This window comes from Yoonia sp. 72 (assembly GCF_034652275.1).
Classification (GTDB): Bacteria; Pseudomonadota; Alphaproteobacteria; order Rhodobacterales; family Rhodobacteraceae; genus Yoonia.
Genome location: NZ_JAXIWG010000001.1, coordinates 188,141 through 214,070, shown reverse-complemented (window position 1 = coordinate 214,070; position 25,930 = coordinate 188,141). Strand labels below are relative to the sequence as shown.

General features: G+C 62.9%; 30 protein-coding genes and 1 tRNA gene. 17 read left to right on the top strand and 14 right to left on the bottom strand.

Annotated features, from left to right (window positions below):
• Position 1: 1 nt before the first annotated feature.
• A complete protein-coding gene (locus VCK47_RS01140; RefSeq protein ID WP_322888895.1) occupies positions 2–1,162 on the bottom strand; it encodes a M20 aminoacylase family protein in 1,161 nt (386 codons plus the stop codon).
• Positions 1,163–1,223: 61 nt separating this feature from the next.
• Here VCK47_RS01140 and mazG point away from each other — a divergent pair, with 61 nt between their 5' ends.
• The 3 genes from mazG to VCK47_RS01125 all read left to right on the top strand — a co-directional run bounded on the left by mazG (position 1,224) and on the right by VCK47_RS01125 (position 3,962).
• The gene (gene mazG, locus VCK47_RS01135) at positions 1,224–2,045 is read left to right on the top strand and encodes a nucleoside triphosphate pyrophosphohydrolase (RefSeq protein WP_322888894.1); all 822 of its coding nucleotides are present in this window, start codon (positions 1,224–1,226) and stop codon (positions 2,043–2,045) included.
• 78 nt (positions 2,046–2,123) lie between these two features.
• On the top strand, positions 2,124–3,128 hold the full coding sequence (locus VCK47_RS01130) for a Fe(3+) ABC transporter substrate-binding protein (RefSeq protein ID WP_322888893.1): 1,005 nt from the start codon (positions 2,124–2,126) through the stop codon (positions 3,126–3,128).
• A 117-nt stretch (positions 3,129–3,245) separates the two neighbouring features.
• Positions 3,246–3,962, top strand: a complete 717-nt coding sequence (locus tag VCK47_RS01125) for an SDR family NAD(P)-dependent oxidoreductase (protein WP_322888892.1) — start codon at positions 3,246–3,248, stop codon at positions 3,960–3,962.
• Here the strand turns inward: VCK47_RS01125 and VCK47_RS01120 are convergent, their stop codons facing one another.
• Both VCK47_RS01120 and VCK47_RS01115 read right to left on the bottom strand, forming a co-directional pair.
• Positions 3,963–5,771: an ABC-F family ATP-binding cassette domain-containing protein gene (locus VCK47_RS01120; protein WP_322888891.1), complete on the bottom strand. Its 1,809-nt coding sequence runs from the start codon at positions 5,769–5,771 to the stop codon at positions 3,963–3,965.
• A gap of 41 nt (positions 5,772–5,812) precedes the next feature.
• Complete coding sequence (locus tag VCK47_RS01115; RefSeq protein WP_322888890.1) at positions 5,813–6,529, bottom strand: GNAT family N-acetyltransferase; 717 nt, start codon at positions 6,527–6,529, stop codon at positions 5,813–5,815.
• Positions 6,530–6,595: 66 nt separating this feature from the next.
• On the opposite strand from VCK47_RS01115, the gene msrB reads away from it, so the two are divergent.
• The gene (msrB, locus tag VCK47_RS01110; RefSeq protein WP_322888889.1) at positions 6,596–6,988 is read left to right on the top strand and encodes a peptide-methionine (R)-S-oxide reductase MsrB; all 393 of its coding nucleotides are present in this window, start codon (positions 6,596–6,598) and stop codon (positions 6,986–6,988) included.
• A gap of 32 nt (positions 6,989–7,020) precedes the next feature.
• Here msrB and VCK47_RS01105 read toward each other — a convergent pair whose 3' ends face one another.
• Both VCK47_RS01105 and VCK47_RS01100 read right to left on the bottom strand, forming a co-directional pair.
• Positions 7,021–7,884, bottom strand: coding sequence for a hypothetical protein (locus tag VCK47_RS01105; RefSeq protein WP_322888888.1), 864 nt, complete (start codon positions 7,882–7,884; stop codon positions 7,021–7,023).
• Between the two features lie 93 nt (positions 7,885–7,977).
• Positions 7,978–8,463 carry an outer membrane protein assembly factor BamE gene (locus VCK47_RS01100; protein WP_322888887.1) on the bottom strand — a complete coding sequence of 162 codons (486 nt, stop codon included), beginning with the start codon at positions 8,461–8,463 and terminating at the stop codon, positions 7,978–7,980.
• A 90-nt stretch (positions 8,464–8,553) separates the two neighbouring features.
• Here VCK47_RS01100 and VCK47_RS01095 point away from each other — a divergent pair, with 90 nt between their 5' ends.
• The 8 genes from VCK47_RS01095 to VCK47_RS01060 all read left to right on the top strand — a co-directional run bounded on the left by VCK47_RS01095 (position 8,554) and on the right by VCK47_RS01060 (position 13,917).
• Positions 8,554–9,090, top strand: coding sequence for a DUF177 domain-containing protein (locus tag VCK47_RS01095; RefSeq protein ID WP_322890001.1), 537 nt, complete (start codon positions 8,554–8,556; stop codon positions 9,088–9,090).
• A gap of 161 nt (positions 9,091–9,251) precedes the next feature.
• Entirely contained in the window at positions 9,252–9,458 is a 207-nt protein-coding gene (gene rpmF, locus VCK47_RS01090) for a 50S ribosomal protein L32 (RefSeq protein ID WP_019953775.1), read from the top strand.
• A gap of 22 nt (positions 9,459–9,480) precedes the next feature.
• Complete coding sequence (plsX, locus tag VCK47_RS01085; RefSeq protein ID WP_322888886.1) at positions 9,481–10,593, top strand: phosphate acyltransferase PlsX; 1,113 nt, start codon at positions 9,481–9,483, stop codon at positions 10,591–10,593.
• Between the two features lie 4 nt (positions 10,594–10,597).
• Positions 10,598–11,569, top strand: a complete 972-nt coding sequence (locus VCK47_RS01080; protein ID WP_322888885.1) for a beta-ketoacyl-ACP synthase III — start codon at positions 10,598–10,600, stop codon at positions 11,567–11,569.
• A gap of 98 nt (positions 11,570–11,667) precedes the next feature.
• A complete protein-coding gene (ihfA, locus tag VCK47_RS01075) occupies positions 11,668–11,970 on the top strand; it encodes an integration host factor subunit alpha (RefSeq protein ID WP_322888884.1) in 303 nt (100 codons plus the stop codon).
• Positions 11,971–11,973: 3 nt separating this feature from the next.
• Positions 11,974–12,582 (top strand): MerR family transcriptional regulator, encoded by a 609-nt coding sequence (locus tag VCK47_RS01070; protein WP_322888883.1) that lies wholly within the window; start codon positions 11,974–11,976, stop codon positions 12,580–12,582.
• Between the two features lie 111 nt (positions 12,583–12,693).
• Positions 12,694–12,770: transfer RNA gene (locus VCK47_RS01065), tRNA-Pro, on the top strand.
• Positions 12,771–12,834: 64 nt separating this feature from the next.
• A complete protein-coding gene (locus VCK47_RS01060; RefSeq protein ID WP_322888882.1) occupies positions 12,835–13,917 on the top strand; it encodes a 2'-deoxycytidine 5'-triphosphate deaminase in 1,083 nt (360 codons plus the stop codon).
• Here VCK47_RS01060 and VCK47_RS01055 read toward each other — a convergent pair.
• The 7 genes from VCK47_RS01055 to VCK47_RS01025 all read right to left on the bottom strand — a co-directional run bounded on the left by VCK47_RS01055 (position 13,907) and on the right by VCK47_RS01025 (position 20,526).
• Entirely contained in the window at positions 13,907–14,083 is a 177-nt protein-coding gene (locus VCK47_RS01055) for a hypothetical protein (protein WP_322888881.1), read from the bottom strand. The two genes, VCK47_RS01060 and VCK47_RS01055, sit on opposite strands and share 11 nt — an antisense overlap.
• Positions 14,084–14,130: 47 nt before the next feature.
• Positions 14,131–14,772: an SMC-Scp complex subunit ScpB gene (scpB, locus tag VCK47_RS01050; protein ID WP_322888880.1), complete on the bottom strand. Its 642-nt coding sequence runs from the start codon at positions 14,770–14,772 to the stop codon at positions 14,131–14,133.
• Positions 14,765–15,559 carry a ScpA family protein gene (locus VCK47_RS01045; protein ID WP_322888879.1) on the bottom strand — a complete coding sequence of 265 codons (795 nt, stop codon included), beginning with the start codon at positions 15,557–15,559 and terminating at the stop codon, positions 14,765–14,767. Before VCK47_RS01045 ends, scpB begins: the two co-directional genes overlap by 8 nt.
• 6 nt (positions 15,560–15,565) lie before the next feature.
• Complete coding sequence (gene nagZ / locus VCK47_RS01040; protein ID WP_322888878.1) at positions 15,566–16,555, bottom strand: beta-N-acetylhexosaminidase; 990 nt, start codon at positions 16,553–16,555, stop codon at positions 15,566–15,568.
• Entirely contained in the window at positions 16,556–17,491 is a 936-nt protein-coding gene (locus VCK47_RS01035) for an SPOR domain-containing protein (protein ID WP_322888877.1), read from the bottom strand.
• A 69-nt stretch (positions 17,492–17,560) separates the two neighbouring features.
• Complete coding sequence (argS, locus tag VCK47_RS01030; RefSeq protein ID WP_322888876.1) at positions 17,561–19,303, bottom strand: arginine--tRNA ligase; 1,743 nt, start codon at positions 19,301–19,303, stop codon at positions 17,561–17,563.
• Positions 19,304–19,353: 50 nt separating this feature from the next.
• On the bottom strand, positions 19,354–20,526 hold the full coding sequence (locus VCK47_RS01025) for a deoxyguanosinetriphosphate triphosphohydrolase (protein ID WP_322888875.1): 1,173 nt from the start codon (positions 20,524–20,526) through the stop codon (positions 19,354–19,356).
• A 70-nt stretch (positions 20,527–20,596) separates the two neighbouring features.
• Here VCK47_RS01025 and VCK47_RS01020 point away from each other — a divergent pair, with 70 nt between their 5' ends.
• Positions 20,597–20,923 carry an iron-sulfur cluster assembly accessory protein gene (locus VCK47_RS01020; RefSeq protein WP_322888874.1) on the top strand — a complete coding sequence of 109 codons (327 nt, stop codon included), beginning with the start codon at positions 20,597–20,599 and terminating at the stop codon, positions 20,921–20,923.
• The gene (gene xth, locus VCK47_RS01015) at positions 20,923–21,702 is read left to right on the top strand and encodes an exodeoxyribonuclease III (RefSeq protein ID WP_322888873.1); all 780 of its coding nucleotides are present in this window, start codon (positions 20,923–20,925) and stop codon (positions 21,700–21,702) included. Before VCK47_RS01020 ends, xth begins: the two co-directional genes overlap by 1 nt.
• A 30-nt stretch (positions 21,703–21,732) precedes the next feature.
• Here xth and VCK47_RS01010 read toward each other — a convergent pair whose 3' ends face one another.
• Positions 21,733–22,863, bottom strand: coding sequence for an FAD-dependent monooxygenase (locus VCK47_RS01010; RefSeq protein WP_322888872.1), 1,131 nt, complete (start codon positions 22,861–22,863; stop codon positions 21,733–21,735).
• Between the two features lies 1 nt (position 22,864).
• Positions 22,865–23,287: an RNA polymerase-binding protein DksA gene (gene dksA, locus VCK47_RS01005; RefSeq protein ID WP_019953791.1), complete on the bottom strand. Its 423-nt coding sequence runs from the start codon at positions 23,285–23,287 to the stop codon at positions 22,865–22,867.
• A 179-nt stretch (positions 23,288–23,466) separates the two neighbouring features.
• Here dksA and VCK47_RS01000 point away from each other — a divergent pair, with 179 nt between their 5' ends.
• The 3 genes from VCK47_RS01000 (at position 23,467) to VCK47_RS00990 (ending at position 25,928) form a co-directional block, all read left to right on the top strand.
• Positions 23,467–24,306, top strand: a complete 840-nt coding sequence (locus VCK47_RS01000) for a MoxR family ATPase (RefSeq protein WP_322888871.1) — start codon at positions 23,467–23,469, stop codon at positions 24,304–24,306.
• A gap of 80 nt (positions 24,307–24,386) precedes the next feature.
• Positions 24,387–25,745, top strand: a complete 1,359-nt coding sequence (locus VCK47_RS00995) for a DUF2927 domain-containing protein (RefSeq protein ID WP_322888870.1) — start codon at positions 24,387–24,389, stop codon at positions 25,743–25,745.
• A gap of 12 nt (positions 25,746–25,757) precedes the next feature.
• The gene (locus VCK47_RS00990; protein ID WP_322888869.1) at positions 25,758–25,928 is read left to right on the top strand and encodes a hypothetical protein; all 171 of its coding nucleotides are present in this window, start codon (positions 25,758–25,760) and stop codon (positions 25,926–25,928) included.
• Positions 25,929–25,930 lie beyond the last annotated feature (2 nt).

Sequence of the window (25,930 nt, the reverse complement as noted above, 5' to 3'; positions counted from 1 at the left end):
GTTATGGCGCCACCGGCAAGGCCCGCTCGACGATGCGGGCAAAGAACGAGGCACCCACAGGCGACAGGGAATCGTCGAAATCATAGGCCGGATGGTGCAGCCCTGCCGTGTCGCCATTGCCGACGAACAGATAGGCTCCGGGGCGCTGGTTCAGCATATAGGCAAAATCCTCGGCCCCCATCTCGGGGGCGGCATCATCGACCACATCGGCCGACACTTCGCGCGCGACAGCGGCGGCAAAGGCGGTCTTGTCCGCATCGTTGACCGTCGCGGGATAGCCGATCTCGTAATCGAGCGTCGCCGTCACGCCGTAGGACGCGGCCTGTCCCGCCACAATCTCGGCCAAACGGGTTTTCACCATCGCCTGCACCGCCGGATCGAAGGTGCGCACCGTGCCGTTGATATAGCCCGTGTCGGGGATGACGTTGTCCACCGTGCCGGTGTGGATCTGCGTGACCGACACGACCAGCTGGTCAAAGGTGAAATGGTTGCGGCTGACGATGGTCTGGATCGCGCTGACGATGCCGACGCAAGCCACCACCGGATCGGCGGTTTCATGCGGCATGGCCCCGTGCCCTCCGCGCCCCTGCACATGGATATGGAACGTATCCACCGCCGCCATGATCGGGCCGGGGGTGGTATAGAACGCCCCCACAGCCGTGCCGGGGGCATTGTGCAGGGCGTAAACCTCTGCCACGTCGAACATATCCAGGATGCCTTCGTTCACCATCACCTCGGCCCCGCCGCCTGATTCCTCGGCAGGCTGGAAAATTAGCGCGACGCGTCCGGTGAAATTGCGAGTCTCGGCCAGATATTTCGCCGCCCCCAGCAGCATCGTCGTATGCCCGTCATGGCCGCAGGCATGCATCGCGCCCTTCACGGTCGAGGCGTAGTCCAACCCCGTCACCTCCTCCATCGGCAGCGCATCCATATCCGCGCGCAGCCCGATGGTGCGGCCCGCGCCCTGCCCGTTGATGATGGCGACGATCCCGCTGGTGGCGATCCCTTCGTGGATTTCATCGACACCGAAGGCGCGCAGTTTCTCGGCGACAAAAGCTGCCGTCTTGTGGCAATCGAATCGCAATTCTGGATGTGCGTGCAGATGTTTGCGCCAGCCCGTCATCTCTTCGGCATAATCGGCAATACGGTTGATCACGGGCATGACTGGCACTTTCTGTTTTGTCGCAATAGGCTCAGTTGATCCCAAGATGAAGGTGGCTGCAATGGCAGACGATGCGCTGATCCACGACCCCGATGGCGGCATGCCACGCCTGCTCGAAATCATGCGCCGTCTGCGGGATCCCGAAACGGGCTGCCCTTGGGACATCGCGCAGGATTTCGGCACCATCGCCCCCTATACGATCGAGGAAGCCTATGAGGTCGCCGATGCCATCGCCCGCGCCGACTGGCCCGAGCTTGAGGGTGAACTGGGCGATCTGCTGCTGCAAACCGTCTATCACGCGCAGATGGGAGCCGAGGCAGGGCATTTCACCTTCGAGTCCGTGGTCCGCAATATCGCCGACAAGATGGTGGCACGGCATCCGCATGTCTTTGGCGACGAGAACCGCGACAAAACCGCCGACCAGCAAGTGGCCGACTGGGAAAAGATCAAGGCCGCCGAACGCGCAGGCAAGGCACAAGGCGGTGTGCTCGACGGTGTGGCCCTTGGCCTGCCTGCGCTGATGCGCGCGGTCAAACTGCAAAAACGCGCGGCCCGCGTCGGGTTCGACTGGCCCGATACGTCGCATGTTCTGGACAAGCTCATCGAGGAGGCAGGCGAGCTGGTCGCCGCCCGCGACAGCCTGACACAGGCCGAGATTGCCGATGAGATGGGGGATCTCTTGTTCGTGCTGGCCAATCTGGCGCGACATCTGGGCGTTGATCCAGAGGCCGCACTGCGCGGCACAAACGGAAAATTCACACGTCGGTTCAAGGGGATAGAGGCGACACTTGCGGCGCAGGGCAAGACACCTGCCGACAGTGATCTGGCAGAAATGGACGCGCTGTGGGACGCGCAGAAGGCGCTGGAGAAAGGCCAAAAATAGCCCGACTAAAACATTCAGGTATTGACCCGAGTAAAAGACTCAGGCTTAAAGGCGCCAGTTCAACCAAGGAGCCTTCCCATGAACCTGCGCAACATCCTTTTGGCCAGCACCTGTGCCGCCATCGCCGGCCCTGCCATTGCCGATGTCAATATCTACACCACCCGTGAACCCGGCCTGATCCAGCCCGTCATGGATGCCTTCACTGCCGAGACGGGCATCGCCGTCAACCTGTCCTTCATCGAGGATGGTCTGGTCGAACGCCTGACCGCCGAAGGGGCACGTTCGCCCGCCGATCTGGTGATGACCGTCGATATCGCGAACCTCAAGCAGATCGTGGATGCCGGTGTTGTGCAGGCTGTCGAAAGCGATGTGCTGAACGCGGCCATCCCTGCCGAGTTGCGCAGCGACGAGAATCTCTGGTTCGCTCTGACAACCCGCGCCCGCGTGATCTATGCCTCTAACGAGCGTGTGGCCGATGGCGAAGTCACCACCTACGAAGACCTGACCAGCGAGAAATGGGCCGGACGCATCTGTTCGCGCTCGGGTCTGAACAACTACAGCCTCGCACTGCTGTCCGCCGTGATCGCGCACAAGGGCGAAGATGCGGCGCGCGACTGGGCCGCTGGCCTGCGGGCAAACCTTGCGCGCAAGCCCGAAGGCAATGACCGCGCGCAGGTGCGTGCGATCTGGGCCGGGGAATGCGATATTTCGCTGACCAACACCTATTACATGGGCGCGATGCTGGCCGATCCCGAGCAGCAGGAATGGGCCAATGCCGTGCGTATCATCTTCCCGACGTTCGAGGATGGCGGCACCCATCTGAACGTGTCGGGCATCGCGATGACGCAATCCGCGCCGAACCGTGACGAAGCGGTGCAGTTGATGGAATTCCTCGTCTCGCCGGCCGCACAGGCGATCTATGCCGAAACCAACCACGAATACCCCGTGCTGGAAGGCGCGGCGATGTCCGAACTGGTCGCAAGCTGGGGGACCTTCACGCCTGATACGGTCGATCTGAACGAACTGGCCAACAACCGGCCCGCATCGGTGCGGATCATGGAAGAAGTGAACTTCGACGGCTGAGTCAAGAAAGCTGGGGGGCTGTCGGCCCCCCAGACCCCCCCGAGGATATTTGGGCTCGAACGATGGGGTTGGCATTCTTTGATTGCTTGGGCAGTCTGACCGCAACGGGAGGACTGCATGGATATATCAACAGTGGTGGCGATTGTGACGGGGGGCGCATCCGGTCTGGGTGCGGCGACGGCGCGGGCCTTTGCCGCGGCGGGGGCGCAGGTCACCATATTCGACCGCGATCCGGCGGGTGCGGATTTTGCAGCACAGATTGGCGCGGGCTTCGCGCAGGTCGACGTGACCGATGAGGCCAGCGTTGCCGCGGGTCTGGATCAGGTCACGGGCCTGAATGTCGCAGTCAATTGCGCAGGCATCGCCACGGCGGAAAAGACGCTGGGCCGCGATGGCCCACACCGGCAGGACAGCTTTGCGCGCACCATCGACATCAATCTTTGCGGCACGTTCAACGTGGCGCGCCTAGCCGCCGCGCGCATGACGCAAGGCGGCGTGATCATCAACACCGCTTCTGTCGCGGCGTTTGACGGGCAAAAGGGACAGGCGGCCTATGCCGCGTCCAAGGCGGGCATCGCCGGTCTGTCCTTGCCCATGGCGCGCGATCTGGGGCGCAACGGCATCCGCGTGATGGCCATCGCACCGGGGATTTTCCGCACGCCGATGCTCGAATCGCTGGGCGAGGAGGTGATGGCGGGGCTGGCGCGCGATGTGATCTATCCTGCGCGCCTTGGTGATCCGGCGGAATTTGCGGCCCTCGCGCGGTTCATCGTGGAATGCGATTATCTCAACGGCACCACGATCCGGTTGGACGGCGCGTTGCGGATGCCGTGATCAGCCGGCGGCTTTTTCTTCCAGCGCCAGCCATTCATCCTCGGCATCGGACAGCTGCATCTGGCGGGCGATCAGCGCGTCGGTGGCTTTGGCGAATTTGACGGGATTTTCGGTGAACAGCGCCGGATCGGCGAGCAGTTCTTCCAGCTTGCCGATTTCCGCCGTCAGGGTCGCGATCAGTCCTGGTAGCGCGTCAAGCCGGTGCTTTTCCGTAAAGGACAGCCCGCCACTGGGTTTTTTCTCAGCGGGTTTATCCTTTTTCGCCAGTGGCTTGGTCGCCGTTGCTGATTCAGTGAAATCGCCGCCGCGCTGGTCGCGATAGTCCGACCAGCCACCCGGATAGACGACGGCCTGCCCGTTGCCTTCCATCGCGATGGTCGTTGTGGCGACGCGGTCAAGGAAATCGCGGTCGTGGCTCACCAGCAGCACGGTGCCGTCGTAATCGCCCAGGATGTCCTGCAACAGATCCAGCGTTTCAATATCCAGATCGTTGGTTGGTTCGTCCAGCACCAACAGGTTGCTTTCCCGCGCCATCAGCCGTGCGAGCAACAGCCGCGCCTTTTCACCGCCCGAGAGCGAGCGGACAGGGGCGCGCGCCTGCGCCTCGTCGAACAGAAATTCCTTGAGGTATCCCACCACATGTTTGGGCGTGCCGCGCACCATAATCTGGTCGGATTTGCCGCTGACCCCCAGTTCGGGGTCCGACGCCAGGTTTTCCCACAGTGTCATATCGGGGTTCAGCGCCGCGCGGGTCTGGTCGAACACCGCGATATCAAGCTTGGTGCCGAGTTTGACCTGCCCTGCATCCGGTTCGACCTGACCCAGCAGCATCTTGATCAGCGTGGTCTTGCCCACGCCGTTCGGCCCGACAAAGGCGATCCGGTCGCCGCGCTGCACGGTCAGGTCCAGCCCCTGCACGATGCTTTTGCCGTCAAAGGATTTGGTCAGCCCGAAGCATTCCACGACCTTTTTGCCCGAGGTGGACCCGCCGTCAAAGGCCATTGCCGCCGTGCCCTGACGCCGGATCTGGCCGGCCTTTTCGGCGCGCAGGTCCTGCAATGCCCGCAAACGCCCTTGGTTGCGGGTGCGGCGGGCAGAGATGCCTTCGACAGCCCAGCGGGCCTCGGCCTTGATCTTGCGGTTGAGTTTATGGCGCTGCTGGTCTTCTTCTTCCCAGATCTTGTCGCGCCATTCCTCGAAGGCGTCGAATCCCTGTTCGGCGCGGCGCACGGCACCGCGGTCGACCCAGAGCGTCGCGCGGGTCAGCGCGCGCAAGAACGCGCGGTCGTGGCTGATCAGCACGAAAGCGGCGCGGGTCTGTTTGAGTTCGTTTTCCAGCCAGGCGATGGCCTCGATATCCAGATGGTTGGTCGGCTCGTCGAGCAGCATCAGTTCGGGGGCTTCGGCCATCAGCTTGGCCAGCGCCGCGCGGCGGCGTTCCCCGCCCGATGCGGTGGACACAGCACCGGCGGGATCGAATTTCAGCCCTTCGGCGACCATGTCGACCTTGTAGGATTCCTCGGGCGGCAGACCGCTCGCGGCATAATCGCCCAAGGTGGCGAACCCCTTCATCTCGGGGTCCTGCTCCATATAGCCGACCTGCACGCCTGGCGAGGCCACGCGCGTGCCGCTGTCGGGCAGCACAAGGCCCGCCATCACCTTCATCAAGGTGGATTTGCCCGATCCGTTGCGCCCGACGAGGGCCACCCGGTCGCCCGGCTGGATCACCAGCGACAGGTCGGCAAAAACAGGATCGCCGCCGAAAGTCAGGGCGATGTCGGAAATCTGGAGAAGGGGTGCGCGTGCCATGTCCGCCTGCTATTGCGTGGCTTGCGCCAGCGCAAGGGGTTTCAGCGCGCGCCCATCACGGCGCGCAAGGCGCGCGCGCGCGCGGGTGGGACGGCGGCGATATCAAGGCAGGTAAACACATGCAGCGTGTTCATCTGCCGGTCCACCACCGCATGATCGCCGACCCAGCCACCCATCGCCAGATAAGACCGCAGAAGCGACGGCAAAGGGGCTGTGCCATGCCCCTGCCCGTCCAGCGCCACGACGTCGGGCGCCTTGATGCCGGGGCGCAGATGCGCAGGCCCCTGATGCTGGGCCGCCAGACGCGCAAAGGCCGCCCCATAGCGCGCGGGATCGGTGCCTGTGAAACTGGTGCAGCCGAACAGGGTCTGCACGCCCGCCGCGTCTACAATGCCCGCCAGCGCCCCCCAAGCCACACGCACCACATCGGCATCAAGCACATCGGCGGCGATGCAGAACCGCCCCAGCTCCATCAGGGGGCCGGGCTGGGCGGTCAGGCCGGAAAGGTCGTAGAATTGCGCGGAATAGCTTTGTGCAAGCTCCGCGCCTTGCGCGATCAGTAACAGGCGTGCAGCAGCGACCAGCCGGCCCGCCCCGTCCTCGATCATCAGATGCTGGCAGCGCGCATCGAAGGCATCGCTGTCCAGACCGGCTTGGCCGAAAAAGCAGGTATGCCGCAGGCGCTGGCAGGCGGCCAGATCGTCGGGCGTTGCCGCCAGACGGGCGCGATACCGGCCGATTTCGAATGCGATTGTCATGGCCTGCCTTGGCGATAGGGTGCTTGCGCCCTACCTTATGCGCAACAGACGAAAAAGGAATATGACATGGATAAAATCATCAAATCGGATGCCGAATGGCGCGAACAGCTGTCCGATCTGGCGTTCAAGGTCACGCGCAAGCATGGCACCGAACGCGCGGGCACCCATGACAATTTCCCCAAAGACCCCGGCACATATCTGTGCGTGTGCTGCGGCGCGCCCTTGTTCGACCAGCGTGCCAAGTTCGAAAGCGGCACCGGCTGGCCGTCGTTCTATGAGCCGCTCTCGCCCGAACAGGTCGGGGAATCGGTGGATCGCGGATTCTTTATGACGCGGACAGAGGTACATTGCGCCCGCTGCGACGCGCATCTGGGGCATGTGTTTCCCGATGGGCCTGCACCTACGGGGCTGCGGTATTGCATGAACGGGGTGGCGCTGACGTTTGAACCGGAGGAGTGAGGCGGGGGACCGAATGGGTCAAAGCCGTTCGTTTACTCACGGAAGATATTCCACGTATAGGCTAAATTACAGTCACCCGTCCTGCATATCGGCGTTCCTTCAAGCGTGGGAAAGACGATGACATCGGTTTGAAGTCGGGCGGTTTGCGCTCCACCCTCAGGCAGGTTGACCGGTATCTTGGTCAGTTCAATTCGGAAATAGGATGGTTGCTCGCCCCCCTGCCAATGTCGCCGGCCATTCCCCGTCGTAAAGGAAATCGTGGCGTCCGGTTCGTTTCGCGACACGGATCGAAAGGAGGGCGCCAGCATGCTAAAAACGCCTTGCTGGCGCGTGACTGTTACGCCTGCTGTCAGGTCTGCTGTCCACTGCCCGTCGATGATGTCCAATTGCATCAATGACTGGCACAGGTTCACTTGCAGCGAGAGGTCAAGACGCAGGATCTGGGCCTCTGGGGTGTCGACCTCGGCCGCCTCCGCTGCTGCGGCCGGACAGGGCATCTGAACCTGAACCCGATCGGTGCCGCGTCTCTCTTCGATGGTACACATGCGCGGCAGTGCCGCCACTTGGGCATCACACGGCACCTCGATTTGCCTGCGGCCCTCACCACGTTCCTGAAAGATAAAGCAGCTGTGAACGGAGTCACTCTCAGCCCAATGGCCACCGCCCATATCAATGCTTGAGGTCCATGTGTCCGCGCTGACTCGAAACCGCAGATCCTCGGCCTGCATCGCAAGGGAAAAGGCGGTCTGGCCCGTGCCGTTGCACTGCGGGTGGTCCAGAATGGTGACAGGCACAAGGTAGCTGTTGATCTCGTCCGTCGCCTGCGTCTGCGCCATAACGACAGATGCCGACAGCGACAGCATTGCTGCGCAAGTCATGAGAAAAAGGCGGCTCACATCAACACTCCAGCAAGGGCTGCCGCTTTTGATAGAGTGCGGATGCGCTCGAATCAACTTTTGCGATACACGCCCTGTAAAACAGCCGCTGCGCTAAAGATCGCCGCCGCCGTTGTCCGCCCCAAGGAAGGTGCCCGCATCGATCCGGCCGAACGAGCCCAAGAGCTGTTCCAGCACGCCCACATCCGCGATCCCGTCGTCGGTGACGCGACGGTCGAGTTGCACGACGCGCCCGTCCTCCAGCGTATAGCGGGTCACGTTGCGCACGCGGTCGCTGGCGTCAAAGCTGACGGCGATGACGGTGCGGTCAACCTCTCGCGGGGCAAAGGGGCCGATGCGGTCGAACTGGCTGGCGACGTAATAGATGGTATCGTTACGCACCCCGCCGTCGGAAGTGGGCGGGCCGAACAGGGCCACGACATCGGCCCGCGTCGATTGGCCGACCTGCACCTGTGCCAGTTCGCGCGCATCAGGCGCAAAGCCGTGGAAACGCGTCATTGGCGTGCAAGCCGCAACCGCCACGACCGCCACCACAAAACCCGAGGCCCGCAGGCTGGCGCGCAGTTTGGTCATGTTCATGTGAGGCCCCTTGCTTTGGCATCTGATGCCTTTTATCCCCGATACATCACCACCCGCCCCTGTTCAAGAATGGAAGCAGCCTTGCCCCAGATGCCACAATCACTCTTGCGTTTGGCCGACCTTGCCGCATCGCGCGGCACGACCTTTGTGCTGACGCCGGATGCGGGCGACCGCGCGGCCATCGCGGACACCTTGGGAATCGTGGGCATCAAGAAGCTCCGGTTCGAAGGCGAACTGACCCCACAAGGCCGCAAGGACTGGGCGTTGACCGCAAAGCTGGGGGCGACGGTGGTGCAGGATTGCGTCGTCACGCTTGATCCCGTCACGACGCGGATCGACGAGGATGTGACGCGCCAGTATCTGGCCGACCTGCCCGAGACGACCGGCACCGAGGTCGAGATGCCCGAGGATGACACGCTCGAACCCCTGCCCGACGCCATCGACCTTTACGCCGTGCTGACCGAAGCACTGGCGCTAGCGCTGCCGCTATATCCGCGCGCGCAAGGGGCCGAACTGGGGCAAACCGTCTATACCCGCAAAGGTGTCACCCCTTTGACGGACGAAGAAGCACGTCCCTTTGCAGGGCTTGGCGCCTTGCGCGACAGCCTGAAAAACAAGGACGATTGACCGCTTTTCTACCACCCCGAAAAGGGGTTGCGCCGCGCGGGAATCGCAGTATGTTCGCGGCCTCTTTCATACAGCGTCTCGACAGGGCTGCCAGATTGGCGTAGGACCCCCGACAGATGCACAAATCAGGGCCGCGTGCCCGTTTATCATAGGGTTCCGTCATGGCCGTCCAGCAGAATAAAGTTTCCAAATCCCGCCGCAACAACCGGCGCGCGCACGACTCTCTTGTCGCTGCAAACCCCAACGAATGCGACAACTGCGGAGAAATGAAGCGTCCGCACCACGTGTGCCCGTCCTGCGGCCACTATGCGACACGTGAAGTCGTCGCCAACACGACCGAGGTCGATCTGGACGAAGACGCAGCATAAGCTGTAACGCAGGCACAACAGCATGATACAGCGCCAGACGGGATCAGTCTCGACATCGGCCAATGTGCTTTCTGTTGATGCCATGGGTGGCGACAAAGGGCCTGCAACCGTGGTTGCGGGCCTTGCGACGTTTCTGAAAGGCACGCCCGGTGCCCATGCCCTGCTGCATGGTCCCAAGGCCGAGCTTGACCCGCTGGTCGCATCGCACAACATCACCGACCGCGTGACCGTGCATGATGCCGCCGATGTGGTGAAGATGTCGGACAAGCCCAGCCATGTGCTGCGGCATGGCAAGAAAACCTCGATGTGGTCGGCCATCGACGCGGTGCGCGACGGTCAGGCCGCAGTCTGCGTGTCCTGCGGCAATACCGGCGGGCTGATGGCGCTGTCGATGCTGCGCCTACGCAAAGCCGAAGGCGTGAACCGCCCCGCCATCGCCTGTCTCTGGCCGTCACGCAATCCGGCGGGGTTCAACGTCATGCTGGATGCCGGTGCCGATATCCGCGCCGATCAGGACGACCTTCTGACCTATGCGTTGATGGGCGCGTCCTATGCGCGCAACGGGCTGGACATCGCACGCCCGCGCGTCGGACTGCTCAATGTCGGGACCGAGGAACACAAGGGTCGCGCCGAACTCAAGGTCGCGCATGAGCTGATCGCGCGCGCCGCCGAGAAAGGTGAATTCGATTACGTCGGATTCGTCGAAGGTGGCGATCTGCCGTCCAACAAGGTCGATGTGATCGTCACCGACGGATTCACCGGCAATGTCGCGCTGAAAACCGGCGAAGGCACAGCCACGCTGATCAGCGAACTTTTGCGCGGATCGCTGATGGGCAATCCGCTATCGATGCTGGGTGCCCTGCTGGCGCGTGGATCTTTGCGCCGCCTGCGCAAGCGGATAGACCCGCGCCGCGTGAATGGCGGCGTGTTTCTGGGCCTGAACCAGACGGTGATCAAAAGCCACGGCTCGGCTGATGCGACAGGTGTGGCGGCCGCGCTCGATCTGGCCTACCGGCTGGCGCAAAGCGGATTTTCCGACAAGCTGGCGGCACGGGTTGCATCCGCCGCCGCACTTGCCCAAGATCATAGCCAAGAAAGTGCTGCCGAAGCGGGCAGCAACAACACAGGCAAATAACACGATGACACGGCGCGCAGTGGTCAGGGGCATCGGGCATTACCTTCCCGAACGGGTCGTGCCCAACAGCGAATTCGAAAAGACGCTGGACACATCGGACGAATGGATCAAGACCCGTTCCGGTATCGAGCGGCGGCATTTCGCAGCAGAGGGTCAGACCACATCCGACCTTGCGATCCATGCCGCCAAAGCCGCGCTGGCCATGGCCAAGATCGACGCCAATGACATCGACGCGATCGTTCTGGCGACATCGACATCCGATCTGACCTTTCCCTCGACGGCGACGATGGTGCAGCATGCCATCGGCAACACCAGAGGCTATGCCTTTGATATCCAAGCGGTTTGCGCAGGCTTTGTCTATGCGCTGTCAACCGCCAACGCGCTGATCACATCGGGCCAGGCCAGTACTGTCATGGTGATCGGTGCGGAAACCTTCAGCAAGATCCTCGACTGGACCGACAGGGCCACCTGCGTCTTGTTCGGTGACGGCGCGGGTGCGCTGATCCTGTCGGCCGAGGACGGCGATGGTAGCACAAACGACCGTGGCATCCTGTCGGTCGATCTCAATTCGGACGGGCGCTACAAGGACATGCTTTATGTGGACGGCGGCGTTTCGACCCAGACAACGGGCGTCGTGCGCATGGAAGGCCGCGAGCTGTTCCGCCATGCTGTCGAAAAGCTTGCCCAGACTGCCGATGCCGCCCTGCACAAGGTCGGGCTGAGCGCCGATGACGTCGATTGGGTCGTGCCGCATCAGGCCAATATCCGCATCATTCAGGCCACCGCCAAGAAACTGGGCGTGGGCATGGACCGCGTCGTCGTCACTGTGCAGGACCATGGCAATACATCGGCCGCCTCGATCCCGCTGGCGCTGTCGGTGGGTGTCGCCAACGGCCAGATCAAGCGCGGCGATCTGGTCGTGACCGAGGCCATCGGCGGCGGTCTGGCCTGGGGCTCGGTTGTCCTGCGTTGGTAGGGTGAAACCGCGCACTGAAGTGGCTTTGCCAAGTCCTTGTTATTGACTCTGAAATTGCCCCGCGCCAATGTTGGGGCGAAATCGCGAGGAAGTGATCTATGGCGGACAAGACTTTGACACGCATGGACCTGGCGGATGCCGTCCATAGTGAAGTGGGGCTGTCGCGCAACGACAGCGCCGATCTGGTGGAAAGCGTGCTGACGCATATCTCCGATTCGTTGGTGGCGGGGGATACGGTCAAGATTTCGTCCTTCGGGACATTTTCGGTCCGCGAAAAGGCTGCCCGTGTCGGTCGTAACCCAAAGACCGGCGAGGAAGTGCCGATCCATCCGCGCCGCGTGCTGACCTTCCGGCCATCGCATCTGATGAAGGATCGCGTCGCGGCCGGAAACAAGTCCTAAGCCATGGCCAAAGCCCGCGAAGCCTTTCGCACGATTTCCGAAGTGGCGGAATGGCTTGATACGCCGACCCATGTGCTGCGATTCTGGGAAACCAAGTTCAGCCAGATCCGCCCTGTCAAAGGCGCGGGCGGGCGGCGCTATTACCGCCCCAGCGACATGGACCTGCTGGGCGGCATCAAGCAATTGCTGCACGAAGACGGGCTGACCATTAAAGGCACCCAGAAACTGCTGCGCGAAAAAGGCGTCAAATACGTGGCCTCCTTGGGGCCAAGTGTGACGCTGGAGAGCGTCGAGGATATCACCGCAGCACCGCCGGTCGTGCCGCAAGCGGCACCCCCTGCACCTGTGGCCTCGCCCGCCCCCGCGCCGCAAGCGGCAGACCCCGCACCTGTGCCGCGCCCTGCGCAGACGGCCCTGCCGTTCGATGACGCACCTGTCGCGCCGCGCCGCCATCCGGTCTTTCCCGAACCGCCCCGCGATCTGCCCGATGTGCCGGCCCGCCTGATCGGCCGCGCACCTGTGCAGGCTGCGGCCTTGCAGGCACAGGCGGCGCGCATCGCGCCGATGCTGGCCCGTCTGGAAGCGGTGCGTGACCGCATGCGCCACGCCTGAACGGCGGTTGCCCCAAAACGTTTTCTGGCCTCCGGCGGGGATATTTAGCCTCCAACGATGATGCTTTTCGGGCTTGTTCCCGCCCCAGATTCCAGTATGAACACGCCTAGTCGGGCTATAGCGCAGCCTGGTAGCGCGTCCGTCTGGGGGACGGAAGGTCGCAGGTTCGAGTCCTGCTAGCCCGACCAATCATCATCGCCCGCTTGCGTTTGCGCGCAGCGGGCGTTTTGATATCTGCAAAGGGGCGATTTCATGCAAAACGGCGTTCTGGCAGACCATCAGATCCGTGCGATGATCGGCACAGGCGCGATCCGTGCTGATGCGCCCATTGATGCAGGCCAGATCCAGCCTGCCTCGCTTGATCTGCGTCTCGGCGCTGTAGCCTACCGGGTGCGCGCGTCGTTTCTGGCGGGCCGCCAGCGGACGGTGGCCGAACGGCTGGCGGATTTCCAGATGCATGCCATCGACCTGACCGGCGGGGCCGTGCTGGAAAAAGGCTGCGTCTATGTCGTGCCCTTGATGGAAAGCCTGTCCTTGCCGCAGGGTATGACGGGGGCTGCCTCGGCGAAGTCGTCCATCGGGCGGTTGGACCTTCTGACGCGGATCATCACCGATCACGGCGTCGAATTCGACCGCGTGCCCGCGGGCTATGACGGGCCGCTTTATGTCGAGATTTGTCCGCGGTCGTTTTCGGTCGTGGCCCAGCCCGGCCAGATGCTGAACCAGATCATCTTTCGCCAGGGCAAGACCATCATGTCCGATGACGATCTGCGCGCGCTGCATGGCACCACGCCCATCGTGTCGGGCGATCCGGTAATTTCGGACGGTTTGGGCTTTTCCGTCGATCTGCGCCCCGAGGCAGGCAATCTGGTCGGCTATCGCGCCAAGCCGCATACCGGCGTGATCGATCTGGCCAAGCTCAATCATTACGATCCTGCCGAATTCTGGGAACCGGTGCATACAGATACCGGCTGGATCATCCTTGATCCTGGCGCGTTCTATATCCTTGTCAGCCGCGAGGCGATTGTCATCCCGCCGATGCAGGCCGCCGAAATGGCACCCTATCTGGCGATGGTGGGCGAATTCCGCGTGCATTACGCGGGCTTTTTCGACCCCGGTTTCGGCTATGCCGCTGCGGGCGGGGCCGGATCACGCGGAGTGCTGGAGGTGCGCTGCCACGAGGCGCCGTTTGTGCTGGAACACGGGCAAGTGGTTGGCAGACTGGTTTACGAGCATATGTCCGCCCTGCCCGAGGCTTTGTACGGGCAGGCGATCAAGTCGAATTATCAAGGACAGGGGCTGAAGCTGTCCAAGCATTTCAAGCCTAGCGCATGAAGCGGCGCAGCAGGCGCATGCCTTGCTGCAACTGCTTGGACTGACCGGCACCCGGGGCCTGTTTGCCCGTCTGGCCGTCCCTTTTGGACAGCATCTGCATGCCTTTACCGATCCCGCGGTTCATCACCTGCCGGACGACCATGTTGATCACGCGGTTCATGTTCATTGTCGCATCCTTTCACACGCCGTGCGCCCGCATATAGGGCAGCCTGATCAATCTTCAAAGAGCTCGGACTGGCCGGCATCGGCGCTGTCTTCCTCGGTCTCGCCCAGTGGCACGGTGCCGGGTGGCGGGCGGTTTTCGAGCAGACCTGCCGCGCGCAATTCCTTGAGCCCGGGCAGATCGCGGGCGTTTTCCAAGCCGAAATGATCAAGGAAACTTTGGGTCACCACAAAGGTCACGGGCCGGCCCGGTGTCATCTTGCGCCGCCCGAACCTGATCCATTCCATCTCGATCAGCTGGTCGATGGTGCCGCGGCTGACGCTGACGCCACGGATTTCCTCGATTTCGGCGCGGGTGACAGGCTGGTGATAGGCAACGATGGCCAGCGTCTCGATCGCCGCGCGCGACAATTTGCGGGTTTCGACGATTTCCTTTTGCATCAGAAAGCCAAGGTCCGGCGCCGTGCGGATCGCCCAAGCATCACCGATACGCACCACGTTCACGCCACGCCCTTCGTAGCGTTTGCGCAAATAGGCCAGCGCCTCGGCAGGGTCGCAGCCATGCGGCATCCGCCCGATCAGGTCCTGCACGGTGACGGGGTCGGCGGTGGCGAAAAGGATCGCCTCGACCATGCGTTCCTGTTCGCCCATGGGCGGCGCGTCGAACAGGCTGTCGTTTTGCGGTTTAGCCATTGCGCGGTTCTTTCTTGCGAATCTGGATCGGCGCAAAGCTGTCGCTTTGGCGGATTTCGATCTTGCCTTCCTTGGCCAGTTCCAGTGACGCGGCAAATGTCGCCGCTGTGGTGGACCGCCTGCGTTGCGGGTCGGCGTCCCAGCCATCGGGCAGATAGCTGGAAATATCGGTCCAGTCACCGGCAAAGCCAATGAGGTGCCGCATCCGTTCCAGCGCCTGTTCCATTGTCATCACATGCTGCCGGTCCAGCACGAAGGGGCGGAAATCATCGCGCGTGCGGATGCGGGCATAGCCCTGCATCAGATCAAGCAGGGTCGCGGTATATTGCACGCGGCGCACGCGCTGCACATCCTCGGTGATACCGCGCGCGAAAAAATCGCGGCCCAGCTGGTCGCGCGCCATCAGTTGCGCGGCCGCTTCGCGCATGGCGGCCAGACGTTCCAGCTGGAAGGCCAGATGTGCGGCGAGCTCCTCGCCCGATGGTCCCGCCTCGCGCGGGTCGGGCGGCAGCAGCAGGCGGGATTTGAGGAAGGCGAGCCAGGCGGCCATCACCAGATAATCGGCGGCAAGTTCCAGCCGCAGCGCCTTGGCCTGTTCGACGAAGGCCAGATATTGCTGTGCGAGGGCCAGAATGGAAATCTTGCGCAGATCGACCTTTTGGGTCCGCGACAGCGTCAGCAGCAGATCGAGCGGCCCTTCGAACGCGCCGACATCGACAATCAGCGCCTCGGCGGCAACGCGGGCGCTAATACGGTCGGTATCTTCCTGAAACTCACCCTGTTGCATCGGACCTCACGCCATCAGCGCTTCAAATTCGGCCTCTAATGCGGTGATGTCAATCTTTTCGGGGGTCTTGCGCAGGGCAAGGGCGCGATTGGCGCGGGTGTGCGCCTTGGCGGACATGGCACCGGCGGCCTTTGCGACCTCGGTCATTTCATCTGCGTCGCCGTTGCAATGCAAGATCAGGTCGCAACCAGCGGCGATGGCAGCGCGGCTGCGGTCGGTGACGGTGCCCGCGAGCGCCTGCATCGACAGATCGTCGGTCATCAAGAGGCCGTCAAACCCGATCTGGTCGCGGATCACCTGCATCATCACGGGCGAGGTGGTCGCAGGCCGGTCAGGGTCGAGCGCGTCAAAGACGATATGCGCGGTCATGCCCAAGGGCAGATCGCGCAAGGCCGTGAAAGGCGCAAAATCATGGGCGGTCAGGTCGTCCACGCTGGCGGTCACCCGCGGCAAGGCCAGATGGCTGTCGGCCTGCGCGCGCCCGTGACCGGGGATGTGTTTGAGCACGGGCAGAACGCCGCCTGCCAGCAAACCGTCCGCACAGGCGCGCGCGGCGGCGACGACCGTGGGGACATCGCGCCCGTAGAGGCGGTTTTGCAGGAACGGATGGGTCGCATCTTCGGCTACATCGGCCAGAGGCGCGCAGTTCACGTCGATCCCGACGCTGAGCAGGTCATGCGCGATCAGCCGGTACCGCAGCCATTGTGCGCGCAGCGGGTCAGCGGCGCGGGCCATCTGATCCAGCGCAGGCAGATATTCGCGCCAATGCGGACTGCGCATCCTCTGGACGCGCCCGCCCTCTTGGTCGATCAGGATCGGCGCATCGCGGCCCAACACATCGCGCAGATCGCCCGTCAGGCGGCGCAGTTGGTCTGGCGTGTCGATGTTGCGGGCAAACAGGATGAAACCCCAAGGGTCCGCGTCACGAAAAAACCCGCGTTCCCAAGCTGTGACCTCCAGCGCGGCTGGGCCAAAAATCGCCGCAGTCTGCGTCACTTAATTGACCACAACCGCGATGCATTCGGCGCCTTCGGCCTGCAAGGCGGCGCAGAACCGGCGGGCATCGTCGCGGTCGGCAAAGCCGCTCGCGCGCAAACGGTACCATGTGCCGCTGGTTTGGGTGCTGACCTGCACGACGCGTTCGCGCCCGTTCATCAGCGCGCCAAAGCGGGATTCAAGCCGCGCCCATTCTTCCGCCGCCAAGGCAGGCGTGGAGAACGCGCCCAACTGCACAAGGTCGGTGCCGGTGGCGAAACTGGCAGTGGTGACGGCGACCTCGGAGGTATTCGCAGGAGTGGCTGCGGCTGTCGCAGGTGCAGCAGGCGCAGGCGCAGGCGCAGGCGTCGCGCGCAGGGACGCGGGGCGCACGATCGGGCGCAGCGACACGGCAACACCCGGCACAGAAGCGGGCACGCGGTCCATCGCGGCGACCTCGCTTGCCTGATCGGCCTCGGTGATTTCGGCGACCATGGCGAGAACATCCTCAACCGTGGCGCCCATGTTTTGGGCGGGCACTTCGATTGTGGCGGCGTCGGGCAACAGAGCCACGGGCTGCATTGTTTCCTCGCCCACGTCATCGACCGCGGCCATGGGCGGTGCTGCCAGATCCTCGGAGGCAAGGCCGGGGGTGCGGGGCGCCAGCACCAGCCGGTCCTCTGGGCCTGCCGCCTCGCCTCTGGCGACAAGGTCATTCACCGACAATCCGACATGGCGCGCGATGTCACCCCCCGGATCGGCGGGCAGCACACGCATATCGCCTTCCATAGCGCGCACGACAGGGATGCCAGACACATCGCGCATGATAAGTTTGTAGCCCCAATAGCCAATGCCGATAATCATCGACAAAGACACCAGCGCGCCAATGACATTCATCCAGGACTGCCCGCGCCCACTGCCCGATTGCGGGGCCAGCCCCTGCTCGTATGTCGCCATCACTGCCTCACTGCCCGCGCCGTTTGCGGCTTGTCGGGTCGTCTGCTCTGCCTTGTCCAGCGGAGTGCGTTAGCGCATTTCCTCTGCCGGTGTGACGCCAAGAATACCCAAACCGTGCGAAATAACAATCGCAACGGCCCGGATCAGCGCAATTTTCGCTTGTGTTGTATCAGAATCACCCTCTTGCAGGAACCGCAGGGATGTATCGTCATTGCCACGGTTCCACAAAGAGTGGAAATCCGACGCCAGATCATAGAGATAGAAAGCGATCCTGTGTGGCTCGCCGGCCTTGGCGGCGATTTCAACCTGACGCGGCCATTCGGCAACCTTGCGCGCGACAGCAAGTTCCGACTCATGGGTCAAGCCGGACAGGTTTGCCGCCGCAAGGGTTGCGTCATCCACCACGATTCCTGCCTCGACGGCCTTGCGCAGCACGGAATTAACCCGCGCATGGGCAAATTGCACGTAGAAGACAGGATTATCCTTGGATTGTTCCAGCATCTTCCCGAAATCGAAATCCAGAGGCGCGTCGTTCTTGCGCGTTAGCATGTGGAAACGGGTCACGTCAGGCCCGACCTCGTCCACCACATCGCGCAGGGTGATGAATGTCCCTGCCCGTTTCGACATCTTGAACGGTTCGCCGTTTTTATAGAGCTTCACCAGCTGCGTCAGCTTGATATCCAGCGGCACCTTGCCGTCCGACAGGGCCGAGACCGCCGCCTTCATCCGTTTGACATAGCCGCCATGATCGGCGCCGAACACGTCGATCAGCGCGTCATAGCCGCGCTGCACCTTGTCATAGTGGTACGCGATATCCGGCGCAAAATAGGTCCACGACCCGTCCGATTTCTGCACAGGCCGGTCCACGTCATCGCCGTGCGCGGTTGATTTGAACAAAGTCTGTTCGCGCGGTTCCCAATCCTCGGGCGTCTTGCCCTTGGGGGGTTCCAGCGTGCCGCGATAGATCAGGCCCTTGGCATCAAGTTCTGCAATCGCTTTCTCGATCAAGCCACTGCCATACAACGACTTTTCGGAATAGAAACTGTCCATGCTGATGTTGAGCTGCGCCAGATCGGTGCGGATCAGTTCCATCATCGCATCGGTTGCAAAGGTGCGCACTTCTTCAAGCCAGAACTGTTCGCCCTTGTCGATAAAGGCATCGCCGACCTTGGCTTTCAGCGCCTCGCCCACGGGGATCAGGTAATCGCCGGGATAGGTGCCTTCGGGCCAGTCCACGCTGAGGTCATGCGCTTCGAGGTAGCGCATGTAAACCGACCGCGCGAGGACATCGACCTGCGCGCCACCGTCGTTGATGTAGTATTCGCGGGTCACATCATAGCCCGCATAGGCCAAAAGGCTGGCCAGCGCGTCACCGAACACCGCACCGCGTGTGTGGCCGACATGCAGCGGACCTGTGGGGTTGGCGGAGACATATTCGACCAACATCCGCTTGCCCTGCCCCAAGCTGGACCGCCCGAAAGCGGCATCCGACAAGGCCGCCTTGACGATCCCCTGCCATGCGGCGGGCACCAGACGCATGTTCAAAAATCCGGGGCCTGCGACATCGGCGCTGGCGATGATCGGATCGGCGGCGAGTTTCAGCGCCAGCGCGTCCGCAATCGCGCGCGGGTTCAGGCCTGCAGGTTTGGCCAGCACCATCGCGGCATTCGTCGCCATATCGCCATGTGCGGCATCACGCGGAGGTTCGACCGCGACGGCATCCATCGCCAGCCCCTGTGGCAAGGCGCCATCGGCGACCATCTGGTCAAGACAGGCCAGTACACGGCCCCGCACATCAGCGAAAAGGTTCATTTTATCAGTCCATTTTTGATCCGGCAGGTGTATCACCCCCGCCGCCCGCGTCAATTCCCGTCGATCACGCCGGGCGGGATGGTTTCGCCGCCGATCAGGCGCTTGTGTTCCTGAATGGCGAAACGGTCGGTCATACCCGCGATGTAATCCGCCACGATCCGCGCCAAGGCGGTCTGGTCGGGGGCATCGGCCACGTCCTTGCGCCATTGTTTGGGCAATTCGCCGGGGTTGTCCATGAAGAAGGGGAACAGCTCGTTCACCATCTTGGTGACCACCACCCGCATTTCGACCACGGCAGGCGCGCGGTACATGCGTTCGAACAGGAATTGCCGGATCACTTTCAGATCGGTCCACAGTGCGGGCGAAAATTGGATCACCATGCGCCCCGCGTGGCGGATATCATGCACCGTCGTGGGGTTCAGATCGGCCAGATTGCGGCGGCTGACGGCGATCACATCCTCGACCAGCACGCCAAAGAACCGGCGTAACGCCTCGTGCCGGCGGCGGTAGTAGTTGAGGCCGGGGTATTTCGCATCGACCCGCGCGAAGCAATCGCGCAGGATCGGCAGGGCGGCAAGGTCGTCGGTGCTGAACAGCTCTGCACGAAGTCCGTCGTGCAAGTCATGGTTATTATAGGCGATATCGTCGGAGAGTGCGGCAACCTGCGCCTCTGCACTGGCATGGGTGTGCAGTTCCAGATCGTGGCGCGCATTATAGGCGGCCAGCGCATAGGGAATGGCCCCCGTCACCGGCCCGTTGTGTTTGGCGATGCCTTCGAGCGTCTCCCAAGTCAGGTTCAGCCCGTCCCATTCGGCGTAATGCCGTTCCAGATCGGTGACGATCCGCAGCGCCTGCGCATTATGGTCGAACCCGCCGTAAGGCTGCATCAGCGCATCCAGCGCCTCTTCGCCTGTATGGCCGAAGGGTGTGTGGCCAAGGTCATGCGCCAAGGCGACCGCCTCGGTCAGCTCCACGTTCAGGCCCAAGGTGGCGGCGATGGTGCGGGCGACTTGCGCGACTTCGATCGAATGGGTCAGGCGGGTGCGGAAATAGTCGCCTTCATGTTCGATGAACACTTGGGTCTTGTGTTTGAGCCGCCGGAAGGCCGAAGCATGGATGATCCGGTCGCGGTCGCGCTGAAAGGGCGAGCGGAAGGTACTTTCTTCCTCCGCATAAAGCCTGCCGCGCGGATTGGCCGGATCGGTCGCATAGGGCGCTGTCATTTGTTTGCCTGTTGTCGGGTTTGCCTGACTTGCCTATATGTCAAAGATGAACAATCCGAAAGGCGATGCAATGCTTACGCTTCCTCCCAAAGTCACGCCGCGCGCTTTTGAACGGCTGGCGGAAATCGGCGCTGCCGCGCAAGGCAAGGCGCTGCGCATCGCGGTCGAAGGCGGCGGCTGTTCGGGATTTCAATATGAGATCGACCTTGACGAGCCCAAGGACGACGACCTGATCCTGTCGGACAAGGGCGAAAAGGTGGTGATCGATTCCATATCCCTGCCCTTCCTGACCGATGCGGTGATCGATTTCTCCGAGGAACTGATCGGCGCGCGGTTTGTGATCCAGAACCCCAATGCATCCTCGTCCTGCGGCTGCGGCACATCGTTTTCGATGTGATGAAAATCGCGACTTTCAATATCAACGGCGTCAAGGCGCGGATCGAAACGCTCTGCGACTGGCTGGACGACAGCGCGCCTGACGTGGCGATCCTGCAAGAGATCAAATCGGTGGATGAGGCCTTCCCCCGTGAGATGATCGAGGACCGCGGTTATACGCTCGAAACCCACGGGCAAAAGGGGTTCAACGGGGTCGCGATCCTGTCGAAATTGCCGCTGGAGGATGTGACCCGCGGTCTGCCCGGTGACGATGCCGACGAACAGGCCCGCTGGATCGAGGCGACAGTGCTGGGCGATGTAGCTGTGCGCATTTGCGGGCTATATCTGCCCAACGGCAACCCCGCGCCGGGGCCGAAGTTCGACTATAAGCTGGCGTGGATGGATCGTTTGCTGGCGCGCGCGCGCGACCTGCTGGCCGACGAGATGCCCGCGCTGATGGCGGGCGATTACAACATCATCCCGCAAAAGGTGGATGCCGCAAGGCCAGAGGTCTGGCGCGATGATGCTTTGTTCCGGCCTGAAAGCCGTGCCGCCTATCGCCGTGTGCTGAACCTTGGATTTACTGAGGCCTTCCGCACCCGTGAACCGGGGGCCGGACATTATTCGTTCTGGGATTATCAGGCGGGCGCGTGGGAGAAAAACAACGGCATCCGCATCGACCACTTTCTGCTCACCCCGCAATGCGCGGACCTGTTGGCGGGGGCGTGGATCGAAAAGGACCTGCGCGCGCGCGACAAACCGTCGGACCACGTGCCGGTCTGGGTTGAACTGCGCCCCTGACGGGGCTGGTGGCCTTCGGCGAGGATATTTTTACTCGGAAGATGCGGGGTCGAAATTGTAAAGCCAGCCAAGGCGGTTGATGAAGGCGTCCGGCGCGATTTTCCCGAGCGTTTTCAACCCCAGATGCGCGACGCGCCGCTGTAGCCCCGACAAGTGGTAATTGCGCGCATTGGCATTGGCGGCGGCGATGGCGCGGGTCACACGCGGGCGGCGGGCGGCTTGATAGGCCTTTGATGCGCTCGCCAGATCGCTCTGCTTATCGGTGATGCGGGCGAGGACAAAGGCATCCTCGATGGCGAGGTTGGCGCCTTGCGCCAGAAACGGGAGCGTCGGATGAGCGGCATCACCGAGAAGCGCGATCCGGTCATTGTGCCAATGCTCTGCCACCGGATGCCGGAACAGGCCCCAGAGATGTGTCGCCTCAACCCGTGCCAGCAGGTCCCGCAGCGCAGGCGCGCAATCGGCGAAAGCCGCGCGCAGGTTGGCGGGATCATCGGCGTGGTGCCAGCCTTCGGCGGCCCATGTCCCGCGTTCCTGCACGGCGACGATGTTCAGACGGTTGCCGGGCAGTGGATAGGTCACGATATGGCGGCCAGGGGCCATCCAGATTTGCGCGATGGGGTCGGCCTGAGCGGGAAAGATCGCGCGCCATGCGACCTGGCCGGTGAAAAACGGGGCGGCTGTGTGGTTCAACAACGGGCGGAACACAGAATGCAGGCCATCTGCTCCAATCGTCAGGTCCGCGTCTGGCATGCCCGCCGCTGTGACATCTGCGATCCGCGCATTCAGCACGATCCGCACGCCTGCATCCGCACAGGCCTGCGCCAACAGACCGATCAGGTCGGCGCGGTGCAGGAAACGATAAGGCGGGGTCTGGCGGGTCAGGTCGAACCGCGCGATGGGGCGTGCTGTCAGCGCATCCATCGGCTGGACGGCATCGGCGCGCAGGCCCACATGATCCAGCGCATCCGCAAGCCCGAGCGCGTGGAGGGCGCGGGCACCATTGGGCGTGATTTGCAGGCCTGCGCCGACCTCAGCGATCGCGGGGGCCTGTTCGTGGACGCTGACCTGCGCGCCTTGGCGCGCAAAGGCCAGCGCTGCGGTCAGCCCGCCGATGCCGCCGCCGATGATGGCAATCGTGCGCCCGGCGTTCGCCCCCACCTTAATCGTCGCGGTGGACTTTTTCGCGCCGCTCGTGGCGTTCCTGCGCCTCGAGGCTCATCGTCGCGATGGGGCGCGCATCCAGCCGTTTCAGAGAGATCGGCTCGCCTGTGATTTCGCAATAGCCGTATTCGCCATCGTCGATCCGGCGCAGGGCGGCGTCGATCTTGCTGACCAGCTTGCGCTGGCGGTCGCGGGTGCGCAATTCGATGGAACGGTCGGTTTCTTCGGACGCGCGGTCGGCCACATCGGGGATGTTGCGGGTCTGGTCTTTCATGCCCGCCACGGTGTCACGGCTGTCTTCGAGAATTTCCGCTTTCCAGTCGAGCAGTTTGCGGCGGAAGTATTCGGTCTGCCGCTCGTTCATGAAAGGTTCGTCATCGGCCGGACGATAATCGTTCGAAAGAAACACTTCGGCTTTCATCGCTTTTCCCTTGTCTGGCGATTGGGTGATGCGGTCGGTGGCGATCCCGTCGCGGTCCCAATTCATGCGCCGTTTACCCCTTTGGCCCTGCCGTGTCACCCCCCCAAATGTGCGAACCACCGGGTGTTGATGATCGCGGCAGACCTGCTAGCTTGTCGGGCAATCAAAGGGCAAAAATCATGCAGTTTACAGGCACCGACAGCTATATCGCGACCGACGATCTGAAGATGGCGGTCAATGCCGCCGTGACATTGGAACGCCCGCTGCTGGTCAAGGGCGAGCCCGGCACCGGCAAGACGGAACTCGCGCGGCAGGTCAGTGCGGCCCTTGGTCTGCCCATGATCGAATGGCACATCAAATCGACGACCAAGGCGCAGCAGGGGCTTTATGAATACGACGCCGTCAGCCGGTTGCGCGACAGCCAGCTGGGCGATGCACGGGTCAATGATGTCGCCAATTACATCAAGCGCGGCAAGCTGTGGCAGGCCTTTGCGGCACCCGGCCGTGTCGTGCTGCTGATCGACGAGGTGGACAAGGCCGATATCGAATTTCCCAACGATCTGTTGCAGGAACTCGACCGGATGGAATTCCACGTCTACGAGACGGGCGAGACCGTGCGCGCGGTCCACCGCCCCATCGTCATCATCACGTCCAACAACGAAAAGGAACTGCCAGACGCCTTTTTGCGGCGCTGTTTCTTCCACTATATCCGGTTTCCCGATCTCGACACGTTGCGCCGGATCGTGGCCGTGCATCACCCCGGCATCAAGGAAGCCTTGCTAACCACGGCGCTGACGCAATTCTACGAGATCCGCGAGACGCCGGGGCTGAAAAAGAAACCTTCGACCTCCGAGGTGCTGGACTGGCTGAAACTGCTTCTGGCCGAGGATCTGACGCCCGAGGATCTGCGCCGCGACGGGGCGGATGCGCTGCCGCGCCTGCATGGGGCGCTTCTCAAGAATGAACAGGATGTGCATCTGTTCGAAAGGCTTGCCTTCATGGCGCGCGGCAAAAGGTGATGCGCCCGCACGCTGACGTGACTGGTCATGCCCTGCCCGCGCGCTTTAATGTGGCGCGTGCGTCAACCACCGGATTTTTCATGAAATACCTGATCCTGCTTGCCCTTGTGGCCTTGGCGGCCTGTGCACCACAACCGCCGACCGGCCCGATGCGGGACCTGCCCGAGCCTGTCCGGCTGGAGTTTCCGGCCATGCGCGCCTTTGCGGCCAGCAACCCTGCCCCCGCGCGCCGCCCCAATGCCGAGATCGCGCGCGATTTCTTCGAGTTGAGTTTTCAGCTTGAAAGCGGACGTGCCTTGCCACGTTTCACCCGCTTTGAAGGGCCTGTGACCGTCGCAATCAACGGCGCTGCCCCCGCACAGCTGGTCGCTGATCTGGACGGTCTGCTGGCGCGGCTGCGCAGTGAGGCCGGCATCGACATCCGCCGCACGCAAGGCGGGGATGCGGCGATCCGGATCGAGCTGGTCTCGCCGCGGCAGTTGCAGCAGACCGCCCCAGGGGCTGCCTGTTTCGTGGTGCCACGCGTGCGCGACTGGAGCGAATTGCGCCGCAACCGGCAAAGCCCGCTGATCGACTGGACCACGCTGGAGGTCCGCGAAAGGGCAGCGGTGTTCATGCCCGACGACGCCACACCGCAGGAAATGCGCGATTGTCTGCACGAGGAACTGGCACAGGCGCTCGGGCCGCTCAACGACCTTTATCACCTGCCGGATTCGGTGTTCAACGACGACAATATGCATGCCGTGCTGACCGGGTTTGACATGCTCATCCTGCGCGTCACCTATGCGCCTGAATTGCGCAGCGGCATGTCCCCGCCCGAAGTGATGGCGCTGGTGCCCGGCATCCTTGCACGGCTCAATCCGGAGGGCGCGCGCGGCGAGGGGCGGCTGACATCGCCCACGACCCGCGACTGGAGTGGCGCGATCATGGTGGCCCTTGGCGGGGGATCGTCACCCGCCGTCCGCCGCGAGGCCGCCGCCCGTGCTGTCGCCATCGGGCAGGCGCGCGGCTGGACCGGCCCGCGGCAGGGCTTTGCGCAATATGCCTTCGGGCGGTTGCAGATCGGCGCTGATCCATCACTTGCGCTGGCCGCGTTCAACACGGCCGCGCGGGCCTATGCGGGTGATCCCGACCTGCGCATCCATGCGGCCCATGTGGCGGCGCAACAGGCGGCCTTTGCCTTGATCGCGCGCGATGCAGAGGCGATCCTTGACCTGACCGGCCCTGCCATCGACGTCGCCCGCCAGCATGAAAATGCAGCCCTCATGGCGATCCTGATGATGTTCCGCGCCGAGGCGCTTGACCTGCAAGGCCAGTCCGAAGCCGCGATGGCGCTGCGGCTGGACAGTCTGGGATGGGGGTTATACGGGTTCGGCAATCGGGACGAGGTGATCGCGCGGCTCAACGAGATTGCCAGCCTGCCGCGCCCGCCAAGCTAGAAAGGTATCACGATGATCTATCCACTTGCCGGGCTGCTGATCGGGGCCATTGTCGGAGCATGGCGCGCCAAGGCGAACGGTGGCCGCGGCCTTGATATGGCCCAGTGGGGTGCGGGTTTTGGCATTGCCTTCGGACTGGTCGGTCTGTTCGTGCTGATCTTCCTTGAACGCAGCATGCTCTGACG

Excerpts from the sequence above, each read along its gene's own strand:
- VCK47_RS01140 (WP_322888895.1), bottom strand. The coding sequence starts at position 1,162 with ATGCCCGTGATCAACCGTATTGCCGATTATGCCGAAGAGATGACGGGC.
- mazG (WP_322888894.1), top strand. The coding sequence starts at position 1,224 with ATGGCAGACGATGCGCTGATCCACGACCCCGATGGCGGCATGCCACGC.
- VCK47_RS01130 (WP_322888893.1), top strand. The coding sequence starts at position 2,124 with ATGAACCTGCGCAACATCCTTTTGGCCAGCACCTGTGCCGCCATCGCC.
- VCK47_RS01125 (WP_322888892.1), top strand. The coding sequence starts at position 3,246 with ATGGATATATCAACAGTGGTGGCGATTGTGACGGGGGGCGCATCCGGT.
- VCK47_RS01120 (WP_322888891.1), bottom strand. The coding sequence starts at position 5,771 with ATGGCACGCGCACCCCTTCTCCAGATTTCCGACATCGCCCTGACTTTC.
- VCK47_RS01115 (WP_322888890.1), bottom strand. The coding sequence starts at position 6,529 with ATGACAATCGCATTCGAAATCGGCCGGTATCGCGCCCGTCTGGCGGCA.
- msrB (WP_322888889.1), top strand. The coding sequence starts at position 6,596 with ATGGATAAAATCATCAAATCGGATGCCGAATGGCGCGAACAGCTGTCC.
- VCK47_RS01100 (WP_322888887.1), bottom strand. The coding sequence starts at position 8,463 with ATGAACATGACCAAACTGCGCGCCAGCCTGCGGGCCTCGGGTTTTGTG.
- VCK47_RS01095 (WP_322890001.1), top strand. The coding sequence starts at position 8,554 with ATGCCACAATCACTCTTGCGTTTGGCCGACCTTGCCGCATCGCGCGGC.
- rpmF (WP_019953775.1), top strand. The coding sequence starts at position 9,252 with ATGGCCGTCCAGCAGAATAAAGTTTCCAAATCCCGCCGCAACAACCGG.
- plsX (WP_322888886.1), top strand. The coding sequence starts at position 9,481 with ATGATACAGCGCCAGACGGGATCAGTCTCGACATCGGCCAATGTGCTT.
- VCK47_RS01080 (WP_322888885.1), top strand. The coding sequence starts at position 10,598 with ATGACACGGCGCGCAGTGGTCAGGGGCATCGGGCATTACCTTCCCGAA.
- ihfA (WP_322888884.1), top strand. The coding sequence starts at position 11,668 with ATGGCGGACAAGACTTTGACACGCATGGACCTGGCGGATGCCGTCCAT.
- VCK47_RS01070 (WP_322888883.1), top strand. The coding sequence starts at position 11,974 with ATGGCCAAAGCCCGCGAAGCCTTTCGCACGATTTCCGAAGTGGCGGAA.
- VCK47_RS01060 (WP_322888882.1), top strand. The coding sequence starts at position 12,835 with ATGCAAAACGGCGTTCTGGCAGACCATCAGATCCGTGCGATGATCGGC.
- VCK47_RS01055 (WP_322888881.1), bottom strand. The coding sequence starts at position 14,083 with ATGAACATGAACCGCGTGATCAACATGGTCGTCCGGCAGGTGATGAAC.
- scpB (WP_322888880.1), bottom strand. The coding sequence starts at position 14,772 with ATGGCTAAACCGCAAAACGACAGCCTGTTCGACGCGCCGCCCATGGGC.
- VCK47_RS01045 (WP_322888879.1), bottom strand. The coding sequence starts at position 15,559 with ATGCAACAGGGTGAGTTTCAGGAAGATACCGACCGTATTAGCGCCCGC.
- VCK47_RS01035 (WP_322888877.1), bottom strand. The coding sequence starts at position 17,491 with ATGGCGACATACGAGCAGGGGCTGGCCCCGCAATCGGGCAGTGGGCGC.
- argS (WP_322888876.1), bottom strand. The coding sequence starts at position 19,303 with ATGAACCTTTTCGCTGATGTGCGGGGCCGTGTACTGGCCTGTCTTGAC.
- VCK47_RS01025 (WP_322888875.1), bottom strand. The coding sequence starts at position 20,526 with ATGACAGCGCCCTATGCGACCGATCCGGCCAATCCGCGCGGCAGGCTT.
- VCK47_RS01020 (WP_322888874.1), top strand. The coding sequence starts at position 20,597 with ATGCTTACGCTTCCTCCCAAAGTCACGCCGCGCGCTTTTGAACGGCTG.
- xth (WP_322888873.1), top strand. The coding sequence starts at position 20,923 with ATGAAAATCGCGACTTTCAATATCAACGGCGTCAAGGCGCGGATCGAA.
- dksA (WP_019953791.1), bottom strand. The coding sequence starts at position 23,287 with ATGAAAGCCGAAGTGTTTCTTTCGAACGATTATCGTCCGGCCGATGAC.
- VCK47_RS01000 (WP_322888871.1), top strand. The coding sequence starts at position 23,467 with ATGCAGTTTACAGGCACCGACAGCTATATCGCGACCGACGATCTGAAG.
- VCK47_RS00995 (WP_322888870.1), top strand. The coding sequence starts at position 24,387 with ATGAAATACCTGATCCTGCTTGCCCTTGTGGCCTTGGCGGCCTGTGCA.
- VCK47_RS00990 (WP_322888869.1), top strand. The coding sequence starts at position 25,758 with ATGATCTATCCACTTGCCGGGCTGCTGATCGGGGCCATTGTCGGAGCA.